Raw genomic sequence first — 18,929 nt, 5'->3', positions numbered from 1 at the left:
GCACTGATGACTGCCGCACCGCCCGGAAATCATCGTGCGGTGGACGGAGTATTACCGCTGAGGTACGACCGGCGGGGGACCCTGAGTCCACACCGGCCGCACCGCAAGCCGGCTGAACCGCCAGCCGTCCGGAGTGCGGTGCAGGTCGGCCTCGCAGCGACCGCCGACGGTGAACAGCGTGTCGTCGTCGTACACATGGGTCATCAGGGCGTTCCAAGAGGCGGTGCCCCGCTCGCCGTCGACGTCGACGAGGAGCCCGGAAGCCATGTGCTGGGTTCGCGCGAAGCGCCCGAGCGCCTCCTCCGTGAGCCGCGTGGCGGCCTCGATGCCCTCCTCGACACCGACGGGCGCCTCCAGACGTACGTCCGGCGTGACGAAGGGGCGCATCCAGCCCGGGGAGAAGTCGCGGACGTCGAGGGCGCGGAAGTAGCGGTGGACGAGGGTGTGGATGTCCATGGGGCTGTGGTGATCGGTCATGGGGGAGAGGGTCGTACGTCAAGTGGACTTGAGGTCAAGGACGCGACCCCCGAACCGAACCCCACGCAGACGCGCTAGCGGGCAGCCGGTTCTGTGTCGTAGTCGTGCCGGGCCTGTTCGACCCTCTCCAGGTTCTCGGCGGCCCATTCGGCCAGGTGCGCGAAGAGCGGGGCGAGGCTGCGGCCGAGTTCGCTGATCTCGTACTCGACCCGAGGGGGGACCTCCGGGTGGTACGTGCGCACGATCAGGCCGTCGCGCTCCAGTTGCCGCAACCGCTGCGTCAGCACCTTGGGCGTGATCTTCGCGATGCGCCGCTCCAGTTCGACGAAGCGCTGCCGGCCGTGGGTGTGGAGCGTCCACAGGATCGGTGTGGTCCAGCGGCTGAAGACGATGTCCACGACCGGACTGATCGGGCAGGCGAGTTCCGGTTCGGTGGCCCCGGCCGGCGTCCAGGTCGTCGTGTCGGGCGCCATGCGCATCCCCCTGGGGTAGCCACTTTCCTATAGGTACCTACTATACCGACGGTGTTAGCGTCCTTCCATCGCCCGGAGAGTCGGCCTCCGGGGCCCTTTCAGCAGATTCAAATGCGCTGCCAAACACGGGAGTTGGACATGATCGTAGTGACGGGTGCGACCGGCAATGTGGGACGTTCGCTCGTACGGATCCTGGCCGCGGCCGGCGAGCCGGTGACCGCGACCTCGCGCAGGATCGCCGACGCGGATCTGCCTCAGGCGGTGCTGCGGCGACCGGCGGATCTCGTCGACGCGGAGAGCCTGCGGCCGGTCCTCGACGGCGCCGACGCATTGTTCCTGCAGAACGGCGGCCCCAGCGCGCACCTGCTCAGCCCCCGGGACCTCGTGGACGCCGCCAAGGCGGGCGGAGTGCGGCGGATCGTACTGCTGTCCTCCCAAGGGGTCGCGACCCGGCCCGGATCGGCCTCGCACGGGGAAGTCGCCCGGACCATCGAGGACGCGGTACGGCAGTCAGGGCTGGAGTGGACCGTCCTGCGGCCCGGCGGCTTCGCCTCCAACACCTACGCCTGGGCCGAGTCGGTCCGTACCCGGCGGACCGTCGCCGCGCCGTTCGGTGATGTCGGGCTGCCCGTCATCGACCCGGACGACATCGCCGAGGTCGCCACGGCGGCACTGCGCGATGGAGGCCGACATGCGGGGCAGGCCTACGAGTTGACCGGGCCCGCCCTCATCACGCCCCGGCAGCAGGCCGAGGCTCTCGGGGACGCGCTCGGCGAACCCGTCCGCTTCGTCGAGCAGACCCGCGACGAGGCCAGGGCCCAGATGCTGCGGTTCATGCCCGAACCGGTGGTCGAGACCACGCTGAGCATCCTGGGTGAGCCCACGCCCGCCGAGCAGCGGATCAGCCCCGACGTCGAGCGGGTCCTCGGTCGTACGCCCGGCACGTTCGCGGACTGGGCGCGGCGCCACGTCGCCGCCTTCCGATAGGCGTTGCCCTTCAGCCGGCCGAGTCCGCCCGTCGCCGGCTTCTGTCGGAGAAGGCACGGGGAAAGTCGCAGACCCGTCCCTCGCCTTCCTCCTGCACCATCGAGGTGACCCGGCTGGAAAGCCGCCCCTTCCCCGGGGCGGCACGCCTCACTCCCGCGGCACCCCCGAAGATCCTCGCACCATCAACTCCCCCCGCACCGTCGCGATCCCCCCGGGCGGCGGCTCCTCCCGCCCCATGGCGATCCGCCCGGCCCGCGCCCCCGCCTGCGCGAGCGGCAGCCGTACCGTCGTCAGTGAAGGCACCGCGTCGATGCTGAACGGCAGGTCGTCGAAGCCGGCCACCGAGACGTCCGCCGGGATCCGCAGCCCCGACTCCCGCAGCGCCGCGCACGCCCCCAGCGCGACGGAGTCGTTCGCGGCGACGACGGCCGTCAGGGACGGGTCCCGGCGCAGCAGCTCCAGGGTGGCCTCGTGGCCGGACCGGCGGTCGTAGCGGCCGTGGACCGTCCAGCGCGGGTCCTCCTGGATCCCCGCCGCCTCCAGCGCCGCCCGATGCCCCTCCAGGCGGTGGCGGGTGGTGGTGCGCTCCTCCGGGCCCGCGATGTAGCCGAGCCGCCGGTGGCCGAGGCCGATCAGGTGCTCGGTCAGCTGCCGGCCCCCTCCCCGGTTGTCGAAGGTCAGCGCGACCGCGGACGTGTCCGGCGCCGGCGGCCGGCCGCACAGCACCACCCGCGTCCCGGCGTCCGTCAGTTTCCGCAGCTTCGCGGAGACCGCCGCCATGTGCGAGGCGTCCTCGATCGCGCCGCCGGTCAGGACGACCGCCGCGGCCCGCTGCCGCTGGAGCAGGGTGAGGTAGGTCAGCTCGCGTTCCGGGGAGCCGCCCGTGTTGCAGACGACGGCCAGCCGCTCACCGCCCGCGCGCCCGCCCGGTCCGCCGATCTCGGACTGGATCGCGCTCGCCATGATCCCGAAGAAGGGGTCGGCGATGTCGTTGACCAGGATCCCGACCAGGTCGGAGGTCGCGGCGGCGAGCGCGCTGGCGGGGCCGTTGAGCACGTAGTCCAGCTCGTCGACCGCCTTGAGCACCCGCTCCCGGGTGGAGGTGGCCACCGGGTAGTTCCCGTTCAGCACGCGCGACACCGTCGCGGGCGAGACCTGTGCGCGGGCCGCCACGTCCGCCAGGGTCACCGTCATCTCGTCGTCCTCCGGTCGCGCGTCTTGTCGTACGTCGTCATACACATGCGGTGGTCGTACGTCGTCATACACGTGCAGTGCACGGGCCACGGTTTCGTGCAGACCATAAGGCCCGGAACCCCGCTTGTTCGCCCCCTCGAACAACTCGAGACGGTCACGGCCTTGTCTCAACCGCTGGTCAGAGGCTAGCTTCTCATGGGATAGAAAGCGCTTGCTGTACGGCTTACCAGTAGCACCGGTGGCATCAGTGAATCCAGGGAATCCAGACGCTCAACGGGGCGGACCAGACGCCCACGAAGGGAACGACGTGACACGCAAGACGGTGCGTATCGCCATGAACGGTGTGACCGGGCGCATGGGCTACCGCCAGCACCTCGTCCGCTCCATCCTGGCCCTCCGCGAACAGGGCGGCCTCGACCTCGGCGACGGCACCGTGCTGTGGCCGGAACCGATCCTCGTCGGCCGCCGCGAGCACGCCCTCAAGGCACTCGCCGAGCGGCACGGCCTGGAACACCTCTCCACGGACGTGGACGCGGTCCTCGCCGACGACACCGTGGACATCTACTTCGACGCCCAGGTCACCTCGGCCCGCGAGGAGGCCCTCAAGAAGGCGATCGCGGCCGGAAAGCACATCTACACCGAGAAGCCCACGGCCACCGGACTCGAGGGGGCCCTGGAACTGGCCCGCCTGGCGGCCGGGAAGGGCATCAAGCACGGCGTCGTCCAGGACAAGCTCTTCCTCCCGGGCCTGCTGAAGCTCAAGCGGCTCATCGACGGCGGCTTCTTCGGCCGGATCCTGTCCGTGCGCGGCGAGTTCGGCTACTGGGTCTTCGAGGGCGACTGGCAGCCCGCCCAGCGCCCCTCCTGGAACTACCGCGCCGAGGACGGCGGCGGCATCGTCGTCGACATGTTCCCGCACTGGGAGTACCTCCTGCACGAACTGTTCGGCCGGGTGCGCTCCGTCCAGGCCCTGACCGCCACCCACATCCCGCAGCGCTGGGACGAGAACGGCAAGCCCTACGACGCCACCGCCGACGACGCCGCCTACGGCATCTTCGAGCTGGAGGGCGGCGCGATCGCCCAGATCAACTCGTCGTGGGCCGTGCGCGTCAACCGCGACGAGCTGGTCGAGTTCCAGGTGGACGGCACGGAAGGCTCGGCGGTCGCCGGCCTGCGCAACTGCCGCGTCCAGCACCGCAGCGCCACCCCCAAGCCGGTCTGGAACCCGGACATCCCGGCCACCTACTCCTTCCGCGACCAGTGGCAGGAGGTGCCGGACAACGCCGAGTTCGACAACGGCTTCAAGGCCCAGTGGGAGCTGTTCCTCAAGCACGTCTACGCCGACGCCCCCTACCACTGGGACCTGCTCGCCGGCGCCCGTGGCGTCCAGCTCGCCGAGCTGGGCCTCAAGTCCACGGCCGAGGGCCGCCGTATCGACGTACCGGAGATCGCGCTGTGACCATCCGACTCCCTGACACCTCCGGCGAGTTGCGGACCTACGAGCCCCGCACCGAACCCCTCGCGCTCACTCCCGGCGCGGGTTTCTCCTCCCGCACGGTCTTCTCCGCGGCCCACGTGGTCGCCGACCCCTTCGCCGACGTCACCCCCGACTCACCGGCCGCCGTCGACTGGGACGCCACCCTCGCCTTCCGCCGCCACCTGTGGTCCCACGGGCTCGGCGTCGCCGAGGCGATGGACACCGCCCAGCGGGGGATGGGCCTGGACTGGGCGGGCGCGGCGGAGCTGATCCGCCGGTCGGCGGCGGAGGCCCGTGGCGTGGGCGGACGTATCGCCTGCGGCGTCGGCACCGACCAGATCACCGGCCCGGCATCCCTCACCCAGGTCCGGGCGGCCTACGAGGAGCAGCTCGCGCTCGTCGAGGAGTCGGGCGCGCAGGCCATCCTCATGGCGTCCCGGGCACTCGCGGCGGCGGCCCGGGGCTCCGAGGACTACCTGGAGGTCTACGGCCACCTCCTGCGCCAGTGCGCCGAGCCGGTGATCCTGCACTGGCTGGGCCCGATGTTCGACCCGGCGCTGGAGGGCTACTGGGGGTCGGGCGACCTCGACGCGGCGACTTCGACGTTCCTGGAGGTCATCGCCGCCCACCCCGACAAGGTCGACGGCGTGAAGATCTCCCTCCTGGACGCCCAGCGGGAGATCGACCTGCGCCGCCGCCTCCCGGACGGCGTCCGCTGCTACACGGGCGACGACTTCAACTACCCCGAGCTGATCGCGGGCGACGAGCAGGGCTTCAGCCACGCCCTGCTCGGCATCTTCGACCCGCTGGGCCCGCTGGCGTCCGAGGCGGTACGGGTCCTGGACACCGGGGACGTCAAGGGCTTCCGTGAACTCCTCGACCCCACCGTCGAGTTGTCCCGCCACCTCTTCCGGGCCCCGACCCGCTTCTACAAGACCGGCGTGGTCTTCCTGGCCTGGCTGGCCGGCCACCAGTCCCACTTCACGATGGTCGGCGGCCTGCAGTCGGCCCGCTCCCTCCCGCACTTCGCCCGCGCCTACGAACTCGCCGACAGACTGGGCCTGTTCCCGGACCCGAAGCTGGCGGAGGACCGGATGAAGAACCTGCTCGCACTGTACGGGGTGACCCAGTGACCAGTGACCTCTCCCGCTTCTCCATCAACCAGATGACGGTGAAGCAGCTGTCGATGCCGGAACTGGTCGAGGCATGCGTCGCGTTGGAGGTCCCCGGCGTGGGCCTGTGGCGCGAACCCGTCCAGTCGTACGGCGTGGAGGCGACGGCGAAACTGGTCCGGGACGCGGGCCTGACGGTGACGACGTTGTGCCGCGGCGGCTTCTTCACCGCGATCGACCCGGACGCGCGTGCTCACGCCCTGGCCGACAACCGCCGCGCCATCGACGAGGCGGCGACGCTGGGCACGGACACGCTGGTCCTGGTCTCGGGCGGCCTGCCACCCGGCTCCAAGGACCTGCACGGTGCGCGGGAGCGCATCGCGGACGCGCTGGCGGAGCTGGGCCCGTACGCCGAGTCCCACGGCGTACGCCTGGCCATCGAGCCGCTGCACCCGATGTTCGCCGCCGACCGCTGCGTCGTCTCCACCCTCGCCCAGGCCCTGGACCTCGCGGAACGCTTCCCCGCGCACCAGGTCGGGGTCACGGTGGACACGTACCACATCTGGTGGGACGACACCGCTCCCGCGCAGATCGCCCGTGCGGGCACCGGCGGCCGTATCCACACCTTCCAACTCGCCGACTGGACGACCCCCTTGCCGGAGGGCGTCCTCAACGGCCGCGGTCAGATCGGCGACGGGGCGATCGACATGCGGGAGTGGAAGAGCTACGTCGAGGCGGCCGGGTACACCGGTCCCATCGAGGTCGAGCTGTTCAACGAGGAGCTGTGGGCCCGGGACGGACGGGAGGTGCTGGCGGAGACGGCCCGGCGGTTCGTGGAGCACACCGCGTAGGGATTACCGGGTGGCCCGTCCGTGCGGAATGCGGGCCACCCGGGGCCGGCCGCCGACGTCATTCGTGCCGGTCGGCTTCCTGGGCTGCGCGCTCCAGTCGGCCTCGATAGTTCTCCCACCATGCCGCGTCGCCCGACGGCATGCTGTCGTTGCCCTTGTTCATCCCGACGGCACCGTCCATGAGTTCCCGGACGATGTCGGCCTGCCCGGCGTGCCGGTGCGTGTCGGCGATCACGCGCACCACGGCATGGTGCAACGTCACTTCGTTTCTGTCGGCCGGCCACCACGGCACCTTGCCGACCGTGTCCAGCGGCAGCGCGTCGATCGTTGCGTCCGCGTGCGCCCACGCCCGGCGGTAGAGCTGCACGATGTACTCGCGTGACTCGTCGGCGGTGGCCCACATGTCCCCGTTGGACTCGGCAGCGTCCTCGAGCCAGGGCAGTGGCTCGCCGGACGGCCGTCCGAAGGTGTCGCCGAGGTAGCCCAGTTCCATGGTGGCCACGTGTTTCACCAGGCCCAGCAGGTTCGTGCCGGTCGGCGTCCGCGGGCGGCGGATGTCGTACTCCGAGAGTCCTTCGAGCTTCCAGAGCACGGCATCGCGGGCGGACTGCAGGTAGAAGTGGAGGTCTGCCTTGGGATCCGATGCGGTCATGGGGCCAGTCTGCCGCTCGCGCGATCTCTGTCCACTGCCTTTGCCTGCCCGGTAGCGTGGTGATCATGGCGGACTGGGATGTTCGGCAGGCGTCGGTGGCGGACGTCGAGGCGGTGGCCGAGTTGCGTGCCGTGGTGCTGCGGGCGGATCTGGAACGGCTCGGGCGGTACGACGAGCAGCGGGTGCGGCAGCGGCTGCGGGACGGATTCGACCCGGCCCACACCTGGGTGATCGAGGTGGGCGGTGCGTTCGCCGGCTGCGTGGCGCTGCGACCGGCCGAGGACGCCCACTGGCTGGAGCACTTCTACCTGGCCCCGCATCTTCAGGGCAGCGGTATCGGTTCGGGTGTGCTGCGCGAGCTGCTGGAGCGGTGTGACCGCCGTGGTGTCCTCGTCCGGTTGAACGTGCTGCAGGGCAGTCGGGCCCAACAGCTGTACGAGCGGCACGGGTTCACGGCCGAGACCGAGGATCCGGTGGACGTGTTCATGGTGCGCAGGCTGGACTGATGGTCATGGTCGGCAGCAGCCCGGCGTGCGGTGCCGACCGTCGACGCCGACTACGACGACATCGGTACCGCACGCCGGTCCCCCCGGTGCTTCCCCGCCGTGCACGCCGTTCATCTGTGCACAAGCGCAAGGATGACAAGGTACGGACCTCGAATCCTTGGCCGCGCGTGCACGGATCTTGATAATTCCTGCATATCGTCATGCGGGCCGGCGATGGTCGTGGTGCCGGTAGTCCCTCGGCGTCGTCCCGTAGGCGCGGCGGAAGAGCCGGCTGAAGGTCGCGGGGTCGCCGAAGCCCCAGCGGGCGGCCACGGCCTGGATGGGACGGCCGTGCAGGCGCGGGTCGGTGAGATCGCGGCGGCAGCGTTCCAGGCGGCGGTGCCGGATCCAGGCCGCCGGTGTCGCGCCCTCCTCGGCGAACAGTTGGTGGAGGTGGCGCACCGAGATGCCGTGGGCGGCTGCGACGTCGGCGGGGGACAGGGACGGATCGCCGAGATTCTGGTCGATGAAGTCCCGGATGCGGACATGCAGGGCACGCCGGCGCGACTCCGGGGTCATCGCGTTCTCGGCGTCCAGGCAGCGGCCGAGCGCAGTGGCGAGCAGGTCCGTGGTCACCGACGCCAGCGCGGGGGCGTCGGCCGGTGTGAACTCGTCGGCGCGGGTGGCGACATCGGCCAGCCAGCGGTACAGGGCTCCGCCCATGCCGTGGTCGAGCGGGACCGGCTCGGCCAGCACCCGCCGGATCGTCCTCGGCGGCAGCGGCAGCAGAGCGTGGGGGAGCGTGACGATCACGCACGACAGGGGCGCGGACATCCCGGTGAGCCGTGCCTCGTACGGCAGGCTGCTGTCGACGAGGACGAGGTCACCTCTGCGGAACGTGCTCTCACGTCCGTCCTGCGCGGCGCACCCCTCGCCCCTGAACTGACAGTTGACCTGGAAGACCTCCGGGTCGGACCGCCGGATGACCCGCGCCGTGCGCACCGTCTCCAGCTGCGGGAAGCGCAGTTCGGCGATCTGTACGTCGCCGAGCGGCAGCACCCGCATCGTCGCGAGGAAGTCGTCCTCCCGCTCACTGCGCAGCAGGTTGGGCAGGTGGGTCCGCCCCGCCACGTCCTGCCACAGGTCCCACCGCTCGCTGGCCGGCACGACCTCGGTCCGGAACTCCTGCACCAGCATGAGAACAGGGTAGGGAGGCGGGGCCGGAATGAACCCGGAGAGAATTCGAAGGGACGGTGCAGCCTTCCCGGACCGAAGCAGCCGTGGGCGTCAGAAGAACACCCCGCACCGCAGCAGCACATTCGCGTACGGCCGGGCCTCCCCGGTCCGTACGACCAGCCGTGCGCCCGCCGACAGCTCCTTGAGCTTCTCGTGGGAGACCAGCGTCAGCTCGGGGAAGTGGCCGTCCAGCAGCGCTGATGCCGCCGGGTTGGCTTCCCGCACCTCGGTCGCGGCCGTCGCGCCCTCGATCACCAGCTCGGCCAGCAGGCCGTCGAGGACCTCGGCGAAGGACGGGACTCCGGCCCGGAAGGCCAGGTCGACGACGCGCGGCCCGCCGGGTATCGGCATACCGGCGTCGCACACCAGTACCCCGTCGCCGTGGCCCAGTTCGGCCAGTGCGCCGGAGAGATGACGGTTCAGGATTCCGGCCTTCTTCACAGCGCCGCGACCTCCGCCGCGGTGGGGAAGGACTCCTGTGCGCCCTGCTTCGTGACGGCCGCCGCCCCGACGCGGGCCGCGTACGCCGCCGCCTCGGCGAGGGACGCGCCCGCGCCCAGCTTCCAGGCCAGCGCCGCGGTGAAGGCGTCGCCGGCGCCGGTGGTGTCCACGGCGTCCACCTTCATGGACGGCACCCGCGTCACGCCCTCGGCGGAGGCCACCAGCGACCCCTCCGCCCCCAGCGTCACGACCACCGAACGCGGGCCGCGCGCCAGCAGGATCCGCGCCCAGTCCGCGGGGTCGTCGCCGACCAGGGCGTCGCCCAGGATCACCTTCGCCTCGTGCTCGTTCAGGATCAGCGGATCGCAGGCCGCCAGCACCTCCTGCGGCAGCGGCCGCGGCGGGGAGGGGTTCAGCACGAACCGGCTGCCGGGCCCCAGACTCCGTACCGTCTCCACGACCGTCTCCAGCGGGATCTCCAGCTGCGCCGACACCACCCGCGAGGTGTGGAAGAGGCTGCCCGCCGCCCGCACGTCCGCAGGCGTGAGCTTCCCGTTGGCGCCGGGCGACACCACGATGCTGTTGTCGCCGGACGGGTCCACGGTGATCAGCGCGACGCCGGTCGGCGCGCCGCCCACCAGGACGCCCACCGTGTCGACGCCGGCCGCCCGCTGCGAGTCGAGCAGCAGCCGGCCGTGGGCGTCGTCGCCGACCCGGGCCAGCAGGGCCGTACGGGCACCGAGACGGGCGGCCGCGACCGCCTGGTTCGCGCCCTTGCCGCCCGGGTGGACGGCGAGGTCGGAGCCGAGCACCGTCTCGCCGGCCGCCGGCCGCCGCTCGACCCCGATCACCAGGTCGGCGTTGGCCGACCCCACGACCAGCAGGTCGTAGTCGTACATCACATGTCTCCCCTGGTAGGTGACCTGAGGCGGGCGCCCCCGGTGAGGGCGCCCGCCTGTTGCCCGGTGTCAGCCGCCGAAGCCGGCCACGTTCTCCTTCGTGACCACCTTCACCGGCACCTTCACCATCTCGCTGACCTTCTCGCCGTCGGCGGCCCGCAGCGCGTTGTCCACCGCGATCCGGCCCAGCTCCTTCGGCTGCTGCGCCACCGACGCGTACAGCGTGCCCGCCTCGACCGCCTTCAGCCCGTCCGGCGTGCCGTCGAAACCGACGACCTGGACCGACTTTCCGGCCTTCGACCCCAGCGCCTTGATCGCGCCGAGCGCCATCTCGTCGTTCTCCGCGAAGACGCCGTCGATGTCCGGGTGGGCCTGGAGCAGGTTCGTCATCACGTCGAGGCCCTTGGTGCGGTCGAAGTCGGCGGGCTGCTTGGCGACCACCTTGATGCCCGGGTAGGCCTTCAGGCCCTCGGCGAAGCCGGCGCCGCGCTCCCGGCTGGCGGAGGTGCCGGCCTGGCCCTGCAGGATCACGATCGTGCCGTTGCCGCCGAGCTTCTCGGCGAGCGCCTTGGCGCCCAGTTCGCCGCCCTCGACGTTGTCGGAGGCCACCAGGGCCGCCGTGTCCGCCTTGTTGACGCCCCGGTCGACGCCGACGACGGGGATGTCCGCCTTGTTGGCGGCCCGTACGGCCGGACCGGCCGCGTCCGAGTCCACCGGGTTCACGATGATCGAGGACAGGCCCTCGCTGGTGAAGTTCTGCAGCTGGTTGGCCTGCTGCGAGGCGTCGTTCTGCGCGTCGGTGACCGTGAGGTCCACGCCGAGCTTCTTCGCCTCCGCCTCCGCACCCGCCCGGATCTGCACGAAGAACGGGTTGTTGAGCGTGGACAGCGACAGCCCGACCTTCTGCGTCGTCGACGAGGAGCCACTGTGCAGCAGCGAGGTCGCGCCCACGATCGCCGCGGCGACCACGGCGGCCAGTACGTACGTCAGCGCCTGCTTGCCCTTGTTGCCGCCACCGGCCCCGGCCGGTGCCGCAGTCGCCCCCGCCTTGCGCCGCACCGTGTCGAGCAGCACCGCCAGCGCGATCACGACGCCGATGACGACCTGCTGCCAGAAGGCGGAGACGGACAGGAGGTTGAGGCCGTTCCGCAGCACCGCCAGGATCAGCGCACCGATCAGCGTCCCGGACGCCTTGCCGGTACCGCCCGCGAGCGAGGCACCGCCGATGACGACCGCGGCGATCGCGTCCAGCTCGTAGCCCTGCGCGGCCTGCGGCTGCGCGGAGGACAGCCGGGAGGCGAGCACGATGCCCGCGGCCGCGGCGAACAGCCCGGAGAACGCGTAGATCGCGAGCTTCTGCTTCTTCACCCGCAGCCCCGACAGCCGGGCCGCCTCCTCGTTGCCGCCGATGGCGTACATGGAGCGTCCGATGTACGTCCGGCCGAGCACGAACGCCGTGAGCAGCCCCATGACGATCATCACGAGCACCGGCACCGGCAGCCAGCCGCCGAGCGTGTCACCGAGGTGCGAGACCGAGTCCGGGAAGGCGATCGGCGAGCCCTGCGAGATCACCAGCGACAGACCGCGGGCCACCGACAGCATGGCCAGCGTCGCGATGAACGGCGGCAGCTTCCCGTACGAGATCAGGAAGCCGTTGACCAGACCGGCCGCGATGCCGGTCCCGATCGCCAGCAGTACCGCCAGCACGACCGGGACGCCCTCGTTGGTGGCGCTCCAGGCGAGCACGGTGGCGGAGAGGGCGGCCACCGAACCGACCGAGAGGTCGATGCCCGCCGAGACGATCACGAAGGTGACGCCGAAGGCGAGGATCGCGGTGACGGCGGCCTGGACGCCGATGTTGAGCAGGTTGTCCGTCGTCAGGAAGTCGCCGGACAGCGCCGACAGCGCGACGACCAGGACGATGAGCGCGGTGAGCGCCCCGTTGTCGAGCAGCAGCCGGCGCAGTCCGCCGGAGGCGCCACCCGCGCCCGCCGAGCTCTTGAGCGTGTCAGTGGCCACGGGAGGCCTCCGTTTCAGTCGTAGGAGTGCTGACGGCAAGCGCCATCACGGCGTCCTGGGTCGCCCGGTCGGCGGGGAGTTCGCCCGCGATCCGGCCCTGCGCCATCACCAGCACCCGGTCGCTCATACCGAGCACCTCGGGCAGATCGCTGGAGATCATCAGGACGGCGGCGCCGGCGGCCGTCAGTTCGTTGATGAGCTGGTAGATCTCGACCTTGGCGCCGACGTCGATACCGCGCGTCGGCTCGTCGAGAATGAGGACCTTCGTGTCGGCGAGCAGCCACTTGCCGATGACGATCTTCTGCTGGTTGCCGCCGGAGAGGGTGCGCACCTGCTGGCCGAGGCCCGCCATGCGCACCCCGAGCTGCTCGGCGATCCGGGCGGCGGCCGCACGCTGGCCCCTGAGGTCGACGAGCCCGCCGCGGGTGGCCGAACGGAGCGTCACCAGGCCGAGGTTCTCCTCGACGGAGGCGTCCAGCACCAGCCCCTGCCCCTTGCGGTCCTCGGGGACGAGCCCGATCCCGGCGGACATGGCGGCGCCCACGTCATGGCGCCTGAGCTGCGCGCCCGCGACCTTCACGGCCCCCTTGTCGTAGGGGTCGGCCCCGAACACGGCCCGTACGACCTCGGTACGGCCGGCGCCCACGAGGCCCGCGATGCCGACGACCTCACCGGCGCGCACCTCGAAGCTCACGTCGTGGAAGACGCCGTCCCTGGTCAGCCCCTCCACCTTGAGGAGGGCCTCCCCGGCGTCGGTGCGCTCCCGCGGGTACTGCTGCTCGATCGACCGTCCCACCATGAGGCGTACGAGTTCGTCCTCGGGCGTGGCGGCGGGGACCTGCCCGACGCTCCTGCCGTCGCGGATGACGGTGACCCGGTCGCCGAGGGCGGCGATCTCCTCCAGGTGATGGGTGATGAAGACGATCCCGACCCCGTCCGCACGCAGCGCGCGCACGATGGAGAAGAGCTTCTCGACCTCCTCGGAGGTGAGCACGGCGGTCGGCTCGTCCATGATCAGCACACGGGCGTTCAGACTGAGCGCCTTGGCGATCTCGACCATCTGCAGGCGTGCGATGCCGAGTTCACGCACCCGCGCGCGCGGGGACACGTTGACGCCGACCCGCTTCAGCAGTTCGGCGGCCTCGGCCTCCATCCGCCTGCGGTCGATCATCCCGAACCGGCGCGGCTGCCGCCCGAGGAAGATGTTCTCGGCGACGGTCAGGTCGGGAACGAGATTGAACTCCTGGTAGATGGTGGCGATCCCGAGCCGCTCGGAGTCCTGTGCGCCATGGATGCGCACCTGCTCACCACCGACCAGGATCCGCCCGGAGTCGGGCGTGTAGGCACCGGACAGCATCTTGATGAGCGTGCTCTTGCCCGCGCCGTTCTCGCCGAGCAGCACATGCACCTCGCCCCGGCGCAGATCGAAGTCGACGCCGTCGAGCGCGACCACTCCGGGGAATGTCTTGCGTATGCCTTCGATGCGCAGCAGCTCGTCCGGGTTGCTCACGGCTGCCTCCTGTTCGTTGCGGGGGACGGCTCTTGGGGAGCGGACTCGCCGCACGAGCGGCGTACGACGAGTCGGGCGGGGAGGGTGACGGACTGCGGGGGCCGACCCTCGATCCGGTCGACCAGCGCACGGACGGCGGCCCGCCCCAGCTCACCGGTCGGCTGGGCGATCGCGGTGATCGGCGGATCGGTGTGCACGAACCAGCGGATGTCGTCGAACGCGGCGAGCGCGATGTCGTCGGGAATCCGCAGCCCGCGCGCGCGTACGGCGTCCAGCGCGCCGAGTGCCATCAGGTTGTCGGCGGCGAAGACGACCTCGGGCGGCTCGGCCAGCTCCAGAAACCCCTCGGTGACCCGGCGTCCGCTGTCGGCCTGGAAGTCGCCCTGCCCTATGTAGGCGTCGGGGAGGGGAAGCCCGTACTCGGCCATGGCGTCCCGGAAGGCCTCGACGCGCTCGCTGCCGGTGGTGGTGGCCGCGGGTCCCGCGATGATGGCGAGCCGCCGGTGCCCCAGCCCGTGCAGATGCGCGACGAGATCCCGTACGGCGGCCCGGCCGTCCGCCCGGACGACGGGCACGTCGACCCCCGGGATCCACCGGTCCACGAACACCATGGGCGTCCCGGCGCGCGCGGCGTCCAGCATGAGCGGGGAGCCGCCGTCGGTGGGGGAGACGAGCAGTCCGTCGATCCGGCGGTCGAGCAGGGTCCGTACGTGATGGTCCTGCAACTCGGGCCGTTCGTCGGCGTTGCCGATGATGACGCTGTACCCGAGGGCACGGGCCTCCTCCTCGACGGAGCGGGCCAGTTCCGTGAAGTACGGGTTCAGTACGTCGCTGATGACCAGCCCGAGGGTCCGGGTCTGATCGGTGCGCAGCGAACGGGCGACGGCGTTCGGCCGATACCCCAGCGCCTCGACGGCGGCCAGCACACGCGCGCGTGCGTCCGTGCTCACCGACGGATGATCGTTCAGGACGCGCGACACCGTGGCGACGGATACCCCCGCCTCGGCGGCAACGTCCTTGATACTCGCCATTGCCGCTTCCACCTCCTCGTGGAATCGATTACACAGAGGATTGGAATCGATTACACGCGGATTGGCAAGAGCCCGAGACCGGATCGTGATGGTCGCGCTCGGATGAGCGTCGGCAGGGGCCTGCCCTCGTCCCGGCGTCATGTCGGACCCCCGCTGTACCTTCGGATCATGTCCAATCAGGCAGGGAGCGGCGAACGGCGACTGGCCGTCCTGGAAGGCGTACTCGAGCGCATCACGTACGCGAATGAGGAGAACGGCTACACGGTTGCCCGTGTCGACACCGGCAGAGGCGGCGGCGACCTTCTGACGGTCGTCGGCGCGCTGCTCGGCGCCCAGGTCGGGGAGTCCCTGCGCATGGAGGGCCGCTGGGGCAGCCACCCCCAGTACGGCAAGCAGTTCACCGTCGAGAACTACACGACCGTCCTCCCGGCCACCGTCCAGGGCATCCGCCGCTACCTGGGCTCAGGACTGGTCAAGGGCATCGGACCCGTCTTCGCCGACCGCATCACCCAGCACTTCGGCCTGGACACCCTGAAGATCATCGAGGAGGAGCCCAAGCGGCTCATCGAGGTGCCCGGCCTCGGCCCCAAGCGGACGAAGAAGATCGCCGACGCCTGGGAGGAGCAGAAGGCGATCAAGGAGGTCATGCTCTTCCTCCAGACCGTCGAGGTGTCCACCTCCATCGCCGTGCGCATCTACAAGAAGTACGGCGACGCCTCGATCTCCGTAGTGAAGAACCAGCCCTACCGCCTCGCCGCCGACGTCTGGGGCATCGGCTTCCTGACCGCCGACAAGATCGCCCAGTCCGTCGGCATCCCGCACGACAGCCCGGAAAGGGTCAAGGCGGGCCTGCAGTACGCCCTTTCGCAGTCCGCCGACCAGGGGCACTGCTACCTCCCCGAGGAGCGCCTGATCGCCGACGCGGTCAAGCTCCTCCAGGTGGACACCGGCCTGGTCATCGAGTGCCTCGCCGAGCTGTCGGCGCCCCCTGAGGACGGTGAAGAGCCCGGTGTCGTACGGGAGAAGGTGCCAGGGCCGGACGGAGGAGAGCCCGTCACCGCCGTCTACCTCGTCCCCTTCCACCGCGCCGAACTCTCCCTCTCCGCCCAGCTGCTGCGCCTCCTGCGCACCGAGGACGACCGGATGCCGTCCTTCCGGGAGGTCGCCTGGGACAAGGCGCTGACCTGGCTGAAGGGCCGTACGGGCGCCGACCTCGCCCCCGAGCAGGAGGCCGCCGTCAAGCTGGCGTTGACGAAGAAGGTCGCCGTCCTCACCGGCGGCCCGGGCTGCGGCAAGTCGTTCACGGTGCGCTCGATCGTGGAGCTGGCCCGCGCCAAGAAGGCGAAGGTCGTCCTCGCCGCCCCCACCGGCCGGGCCGCCAAGCGCCTGGCAGAACTGACCGGCGCCGAGGCCTCCACCGTCCACCGCCTGCTGGAACTCAAGCCCGGCGGTGACGCGGCGTACGACAAGGACCGCCCCCTGGACGCCGACCTCGTGGTCGTGGACGAGGCCTCCATGCTGGACCTCCTCCTCGCCAACAAGCTCGTCAAGGCCGTACCGCCCGGCGGGCACCTCCTCTTCGTCGGTGACGTCGACCAGCTCCCCAGCGTCGGCGCGGGGGAGGTCCTCAGAGACCTCCTGGCCGACGGCAGTCCCGTCCCCGCCGTCCGCCTCACCCGCGTCTTCCGCCAGGCCCAGCAGTCGGGGGTGGTGACGAACGCCCACCGGATCAACGCGGGACAGCACCCCCTCACCGACGGCATGAAGGACTTCTTCCTCTTCGTCGAGGACGACACGGAGGAGGCCGGCCGGCTCACGGTGGATGTGGCCGCCCGCCGTATCCCGGCCAGATTCGGCCTGGACCCTCGCCGGGACGTGCAGGTCCTGGCGCCCATGCACCGGGGCCCGGCGGGCGCCGGCACCCTCAACGGACTGCTCCAGCAGGCCATCACGCCGGGCCGCCCGGACCTGCCCGAGAAGCGGTTCGGCGGCCGGGTGTTCCGCGTCGGCGACAAGGTCACCCAGATTCGCAACAATTACGAGAAGGGGAACAACGGTGTCTTCAACGGCACCGTGGGCGTGGTCACCTCGCTCGACCCGGTCGACCAGCGCCTCACGGTGCTGACGGACGAGGACGAGGAGGTTCCGTACGAATTCGACGAACTGGACGAACTGGCACATGCCTATGCGGTGACCATCCACCGCTCGCAGGGAAGCGAGTACCCGGCGGTCGTCATTCCGGTGACCACGGGCGCCTGGATGATGCTGCAGCGCAACCTGCTCTACACGGCGGTCACCCGCGCCAAGAAGCTGGTCGTCCTGGTCGGTTCACGCAAGGCGATCGGCCAGGCGGTACGCACGGTGTCGGCGGGACGGCGTTGCACGGCCCTCGACTTCAGGCTCGCGGATCCCCTCCGCAAAAAATGATCGATCAAACGAGTCGCAAACGTCACACAGTACTTCCGGATGGGGAATCGAGGGGGCAGGATGAGCAGGTTGGCGGCACTGAGTGCCGCCAATAAGCCCAATGGTCGACCCCGAGTGCACTCTCCTGAGCCAAATGGGGGATGGTAGAGACAGTCAGGGCACCTCGAAGATGAGGCACTACGTCGGTGAGGGAAGACGTGAGCGACAACTCTGTAGTACTGCGGTACGACGGCAGCGAGTACACCTACCCGGTGATCGACAGCACCGTCGGGGACAAGGGCTTCGACATCGGCAAGCTCCGGGCCCAGACCGGTCTCGTGACCCTGGACAGCGGTTACGGGAACACGGCCGCCTATAAATCCGCCATCACCTACCTCGACGGCGAGCAGGGCATCCTCCGGTACCGCGGCTACCCGATCGAGCAGCTGGCCGAGCGCTCCACCTTCCTGGAGGTGGCCTACCTGCTGATCAACGGTGAGCTGCCGACGGTCGACGAGCTCACCCGGTTCCGGGACGAGATCACGCGGCACACCCTGCTGCACGAGGACGTCAAGAACTTCTACAAGGGCTTCCCGCGCGACGCCCACCCGATGGCCATGCTGTCGTCGGTCGTCTCGGCGCTGTCCACCTTCTACCAGGACAGCCACAACCCGTTCGACGAGACGCAGCGCAACCTCTCCACGATCCGTCTGCTCGCCAAGCTCCCGACGATCGCGGCGTACGCGTACAAGAAGTCGATCGGCCACCCCTTCGTCTACCCGCGCAACGACCTCGGTTACGTCGAGAACTTCCTGCGTATGACCTTCTCGGTGCCGGCTCAGGAGTACGAGCTCGACCCGGTCGTCGTGGCCGCGCTCGACAAGCTGCTGATCCTGCACGCGGACCACGAGCAGAACTGTTCGACCTCGACCGTGCGCCTGGTCGGTTCCTCGCAGGCGAACATGTTCGCCTCGATCTCCGCGGGCATCTCCGCCCTGTGGGGCCCGCTGCACGGTGGCGCCAACCAGTCGGTGCTGGAGATGCTCGAGGGCATCCAGGCCTCCGGCGGCGATGTCGACTCCTTCATCCGCAAGGTGAAGAACAAGGAGGACGGCGTTCGCCTGATGGGCTTCGGCCACCGGGTCTACAAGAACTTCGACCCGCGCGCCAAGATCATCAAGGCTGCCGCGCACGATGTCCTGTCGGCCCTCGGCAAGTCCGACGAACTGCTGGACATCGCGCTGAAGCTGGAGGAGCACGCGCTCTCCGACGACTACTTCACCGAGCGCAAGCTGTACCCGAACGTCGACTTCTACACCGGCCTGATCTACCGGGCCATGGGCTTCCCGACCGAGATGTTCACGGTCCTGTTCGCCCTCGGCCGGCTGCCGGGCTGGATCGCCCAGTGGCACGAGATGATCAAGGAGCCGGGTTCCCGCATCGGGCGCCCGCGTCAGATCTACACGGGTGTCGTCGAGCGGGACTTCATCCCGGTCGAGGAGCGCTGAGCTTTTACTCGCCGGGCCCGCTGGCCGGTCACTGCGGCCGGCCCGGCGAGTGAGCCGAAGGGGCTTTTGCGCCCCGGAGGCGAACCGAGCCTCAAAACGTACAGAAGGCGCCCTGGCGTCGGTCCCCCCACGGGCCGACGACCAGGGCGCCTTCCCGTGTCCCGGTGCGGA

General features: G+C 70.3%; 17 protein-coding genes. 7 read left to right on the top strand and 10 right to left on the bottom strand.

Annotated elements, in window-relative coordinates; translation table 11 throughout:
• Nucleotides 1-51 precede the first annotated feature (51 nt).
• On the bottom strand, nucleotides 52-477 hold the full coding sequence (locus ACFV7R_RS07880) for a nuclear transport factor 2 family protein (RefSeq protein ID WP_385261144.1): 426 nt from the start codon (nucleotides 475-477) through the stop codon (nucleotides 52-54).
• A 74-nt stretch (nucleotides 478-551) separates the two neighbouring features.
• Nucleotides 552-956, bottom strand: a complete 405-nt coding sequence (locus tag ACFV7R_RS07875; protein ID WP_385261142.1) for a winged helix-turn-helix transcriptional regulator — start codon at nucleotides 954-956, stop codon at nucleotides 552-554.
• A gap of 132 nt (nucleotides 957-1,088) precedes the next feature.
• On the opposite strand from ACFV7R_RS07875, the gene ACFV7R_RS07870 reads away from it, so the two are divergent.
• Nucleotides 1,089-1,937 (top strand): NAD(P)H-binding protein, encoded by an 849-nt coding sequence (locus ACFV7R_RS07870; RefSeq protein WP_385261140.1) that lies wholly within the window; start codon nucleotides 1,089-1,091, stop codon nucleotides 1,935-1,937.
• A 147-nt stretch (nucleotides 1,938-2,084) separates the two neighbouring features.
• Here the strand turns inward: ACFV7R_RS07870 and ACFV7R_RS07865 are convergent, their stop codons facing one another.
• Nucleotides 2,085-3,131 (bottom strand): LacI family DNA-binding transcriptional regulator, encoded by a 1,047-nt coding sequence (locus tag ACFV7R_RS07865; RefSeq protein WP_385261137.1) that lies wholly within the window; start codon nucleotides 3,129-3,131, stop codon nucleotides 2,085-2,087.
• Between the two features lie 307 nt (nucleotides 3,132-3,438).
• On the opposite strand from ACFV7R_RS07865, the gene ACFV7R_RS07860 reads away from it, so the two are divergent.
• The 3 genes from ACFV7R_RS07860 to ACFV7R_RS07850 are packed head-to-tail and all read left to right on the top strand — an operon-like array spanning nucleotide 3,439 to nucleotide 6,571.
• Nucleotides 3,439-4,590: a Gfo/Idh/MocA family protein gene (locus ACFV7R_RS07860; RefSeq protein ID WP_385261134.1), complete on the top strand. Its 1,152-nt coding sequence runs from the start codon at nucleotides 3,439-3,441 to the stop codon at nucleotides 4,588-4,590.
• Nucleotides 4,587-5,741 (top strand): dihydrodipicolinate synthase family protein, encoded by a 1,155-nt coding sequence (locus ACFV7R_RS07855; protein ID WP_385261132.1) that lies wholly within the window; start codon nucleotides 4,587-4,589, stop codon nucleotides 5,739-5,741. Before ACFV7R_RS07860 ends, ACFV7R_RS07855 begins: the two co-directional genes overlap by 4 nt.
• Nucleotides 5,742-5,773: 32 nt before the next feature.
• On the top strand, nucleotides 5,774-6,571 hold the full coding sequence (locus tag ACFV7R_RS07850) for a sugar phosphate isomerase/epimerase family protein (RefSeq protein WP_385261412.1): 798 nt from the start codon (nucleotides 5,774-5,776) through the stop codon (nucleotides 6,569-6,571).
• Between the two features lie 58 nt (nucleotides 6,572-6,629).
• Here the strand turns inward: ACFV7R_RS07850 and ACFV7R_RS07845 are convergent, their stop codons facing one another.
• A complete protein-coding gene (locus tag ACFV7R_RS07845) occupies nucleotides 6,630-7,223 on the bottom strand; it encodes a DinB family protein (protein WP_385261130.1) in 594 nt (197 codons plus the stop codon).
• Nucleotides 7,224-7,288: 65 nt separating this feature from the next.
• On the opposite strand from ACFV7R_RS07845, the gene ACFV7R_RS07840 reads away from it, so the two are divergent.
• Complete coding sequence (locus tag ACFV7R_RS07840; RefSeq protein ID WP_385261127.1) at nucleotides 7,289-7,729, top strand: GNAT family N-acetyltransferase; 441 nt, start codon at nucleotides 7,289-7,291, stop codon at nucleotides 7,727-7,729.
• Between the two features lie 198 nt (nucleotides 7,730-7,927).
• Here ACFV7R_RS07840 and ACFV7R_RS07835 read toward each other — a convergent pair whose 3' ends face one another.
• The 6 genes from ACFV7R_RS07835 to ACFV7R_RS07810 form a co-directional block, all read right to left on the bottom strand.
• Nucleotides 7,928-8,905, bottom strand: coding sequence for a helix-turn-helix domain-containing protein (locus tag ACFV7R_RS07835; protein WP_385261124.1), 978 nt, complete (start codon nucleotides 8,903-8,905; stop codon nucleotides 7,928-7,930).
• A 90-nt stretch (nucleotides 8,906-8,995) separates the two neighbouring features.
• Nucleotides 8,996-9,385 carry a D-ribose pyranase gene (gene rbsD, locus ACFV7R_RS07830; RefSeq protein ID WP_385261121.1) on the bottom strand — a complete coding sequence of 130 codons (390 nt, stop codon included), beginning with the start codon at nucleotides 9,383-9,385 and terminating at the stop codon, nucleotides 8,996-8,998.
• Entirely contained in the window at nucleotides 9,382-10,284 is a 903-nt protein-coding gene (locus ACFV7R_RS07825; protein WP_385261119.1) for a ribokinase, read from the bottom strand. The genes rbsD and ACFV7R_RS07825 overlap by 4 nt, the downstream gene beginning before the upstream one ends.
• A gap of 69 nt (nucleotides 10,285-10,353) precedes the next feature.
• Entirely contained in the window at nucleotides 10,354-12,303 is a 1,950-nt protein-coding gene (locus ACFV7R_RS07820; RefSeq protein ID WP_385261116.1) for a substrate-binding domain-containing protein, read from the bottom strand.
• Nucleotides 12,293-13,813, bottom strand: a complete 1,521-nt coding sequence (locus tag ACFV7R_RS07815) for a sugar ABC transporter ATP-binding protein (RefSeq protein WP_385261115.1) — start codon at nucleotides 13,811-13,813, stop codon at nucleotides 12,293-12,295. The genes ACFV7R_RS07820 and ACFV7R_RS07815 overlap by 11 nt, the downstream gene beginning before the upstream one ends.
• Nucleotides 13,810-14,844, bottom strand: coding sequence for a LacI family DNA-binding transcriptional regulator (locus tag ACFV7R_RS07810; RefSeq protein WP_385261112.1), 1,035 nt, complete (start codon nucleotides 14,842-14,844; stop codon nucleotides 13,810-13,812). Before ACFV7R_RS07810 ends, ACFV7R_RS07815 begins: the two co-directional genes overlap by 4 nt.
• A gap of 168 nt (nucleotides 14,845-15,012) precedes the next feature.
• On the opposite strand from ACFV7R_RS07810, the gene ACFV7R_RS07805 reads away from it, so the two are divergent.
• Both ACFV7R_RS07805 and ACFV7R_RS07800 read left to right on the top strand, forming a co-directional pair.
• Nucleotides 15,013-17,271, top strand: coding sequence for an ATP-dependent RecD-like DNA helicase (locus ACFV7R_RS07805; RefSeq protein WP_385261110.1), 2,259 nt, complete (start codon nucleotides 15,013-15,015; stop codon nucleotides 17,269-17,271).
• Nucleotides 17,272-17,468: 197 nt separating this feature from the next.
• Nucleotides 17,469-18,758 (top strand): citrate synthase, encoded by a 1,290-nt coding sequence (locus tag ACFV7R_RS07800; RefSeq protein ID WP_385261107.1) that lies wholly within the window; start codon nucleotides 17,469-17,471, stop codon nucleotides 18,756-18,758.
• Nucleotides 18,759-18,929: the final 171 nt, after the last annotated feature.

The sequence above is a fragment of the Streptomyces sp. NPDC059866 genome (genome assembly GCF_042731325.1).
Taxonomy (GTDB): Bacteria; Actinomycetota; Actinomycetes; order Streptomycetales; family Streptomycetaceae; genus Streptomyces; species Streptomyces flavusporus.
Note: the sequence above shows the minus strand (reverse complement) of the source record. Positions and strands in the feature narration are given on the sequence as shown.

What these genes read in the sequence shown, in the direction of transcription:
- ACFV7R_RS07880 (WP_385261144.1), bottom strand. Translation starts at nt 477, where the DNA reads ATGACCGATCACCACAGCCCCATGGACATCCACACCCTCGTCCACCGC.
- ACFV7R_RS07875 (WP_385261142.1), bottom strand. Translation starts at nt 956, where the DNA reads ATGCGCATGGCGCCCGACACGACGACCTGGACGCCGGCCGGGGCCACC.
- ACFV7R_RS07870 (WP_385261140.1), top strand. Translation starts at nt 1,089, where the DNA reads ATGATCGTAGTGACGGGTGCGACCGGCAATGTGGGACGTTCGCTCGTA.
- ACFV7R_RS07865 (WP_385261137.1), bottom strand. Translation starts at nt 3,131, where the DNA reads ATGACGGTGACCCTGGCGGACGTGGCGGCCCGCGCACAGGTCTCGCCC.
- ACFV7R_RS07850 (WP_385261412.1), top strand. Translation starts at nt 5,774, where the DNA reads ATGACGGTGAAGCAGCTGTCGATGCCGGAACTGGTCGAGGCATGCGTC.
- ACFV7R_RS07845 (WP_385261130.1), bottom strand. Translation starts at nt 7,223, where the DNA reads ATGACCGCATCGGATCCCAAGGCAGACCTCCACTTCTACCTGCAGTCC.
- ACFV7R_RS07840 (WP_385261127.1), top strand. Translation starts at nt 7,289, where the DNA reads ATGGCGGACTGGGATGTTCGGCAGGCGTCGGTGGCGGACGTCGAGGCG.
- ACFV7R_RS07835 (WP_385261124.1), bottom strand. Translation starts at nt 8,905, where the DNA reads ATGCTGGTGCAGGAGTTCCGGACCGAGGTCGTGCCGGCCAGCGAGCGG.
- ACFV7R_RS07825 (WP_385261119.1), bottom strand. Translation starts at nt 10,284, where the DNA reads ATGTACGACTACGACCTGCTGGTCGTGGGGTCGGCCAACGCCGACCTG.
- ACFV7R_RS07810 (WP_385261112.1), bottom strand. Translation starts at nt 14,844, where the DNA reads ATGGCGAGTATCAAGGACGTTGCCGCCGAGGCGGGGGTATCCGTCGCC.
- ACFV7R_RS07805 (WP_385261110.1), top strand. Translation starts at nt 15,013, where the DNA reads ATGTCCAATCAGGCAGGGAGCGGCGAACGGCGACTGGCCGTCCTGGAA.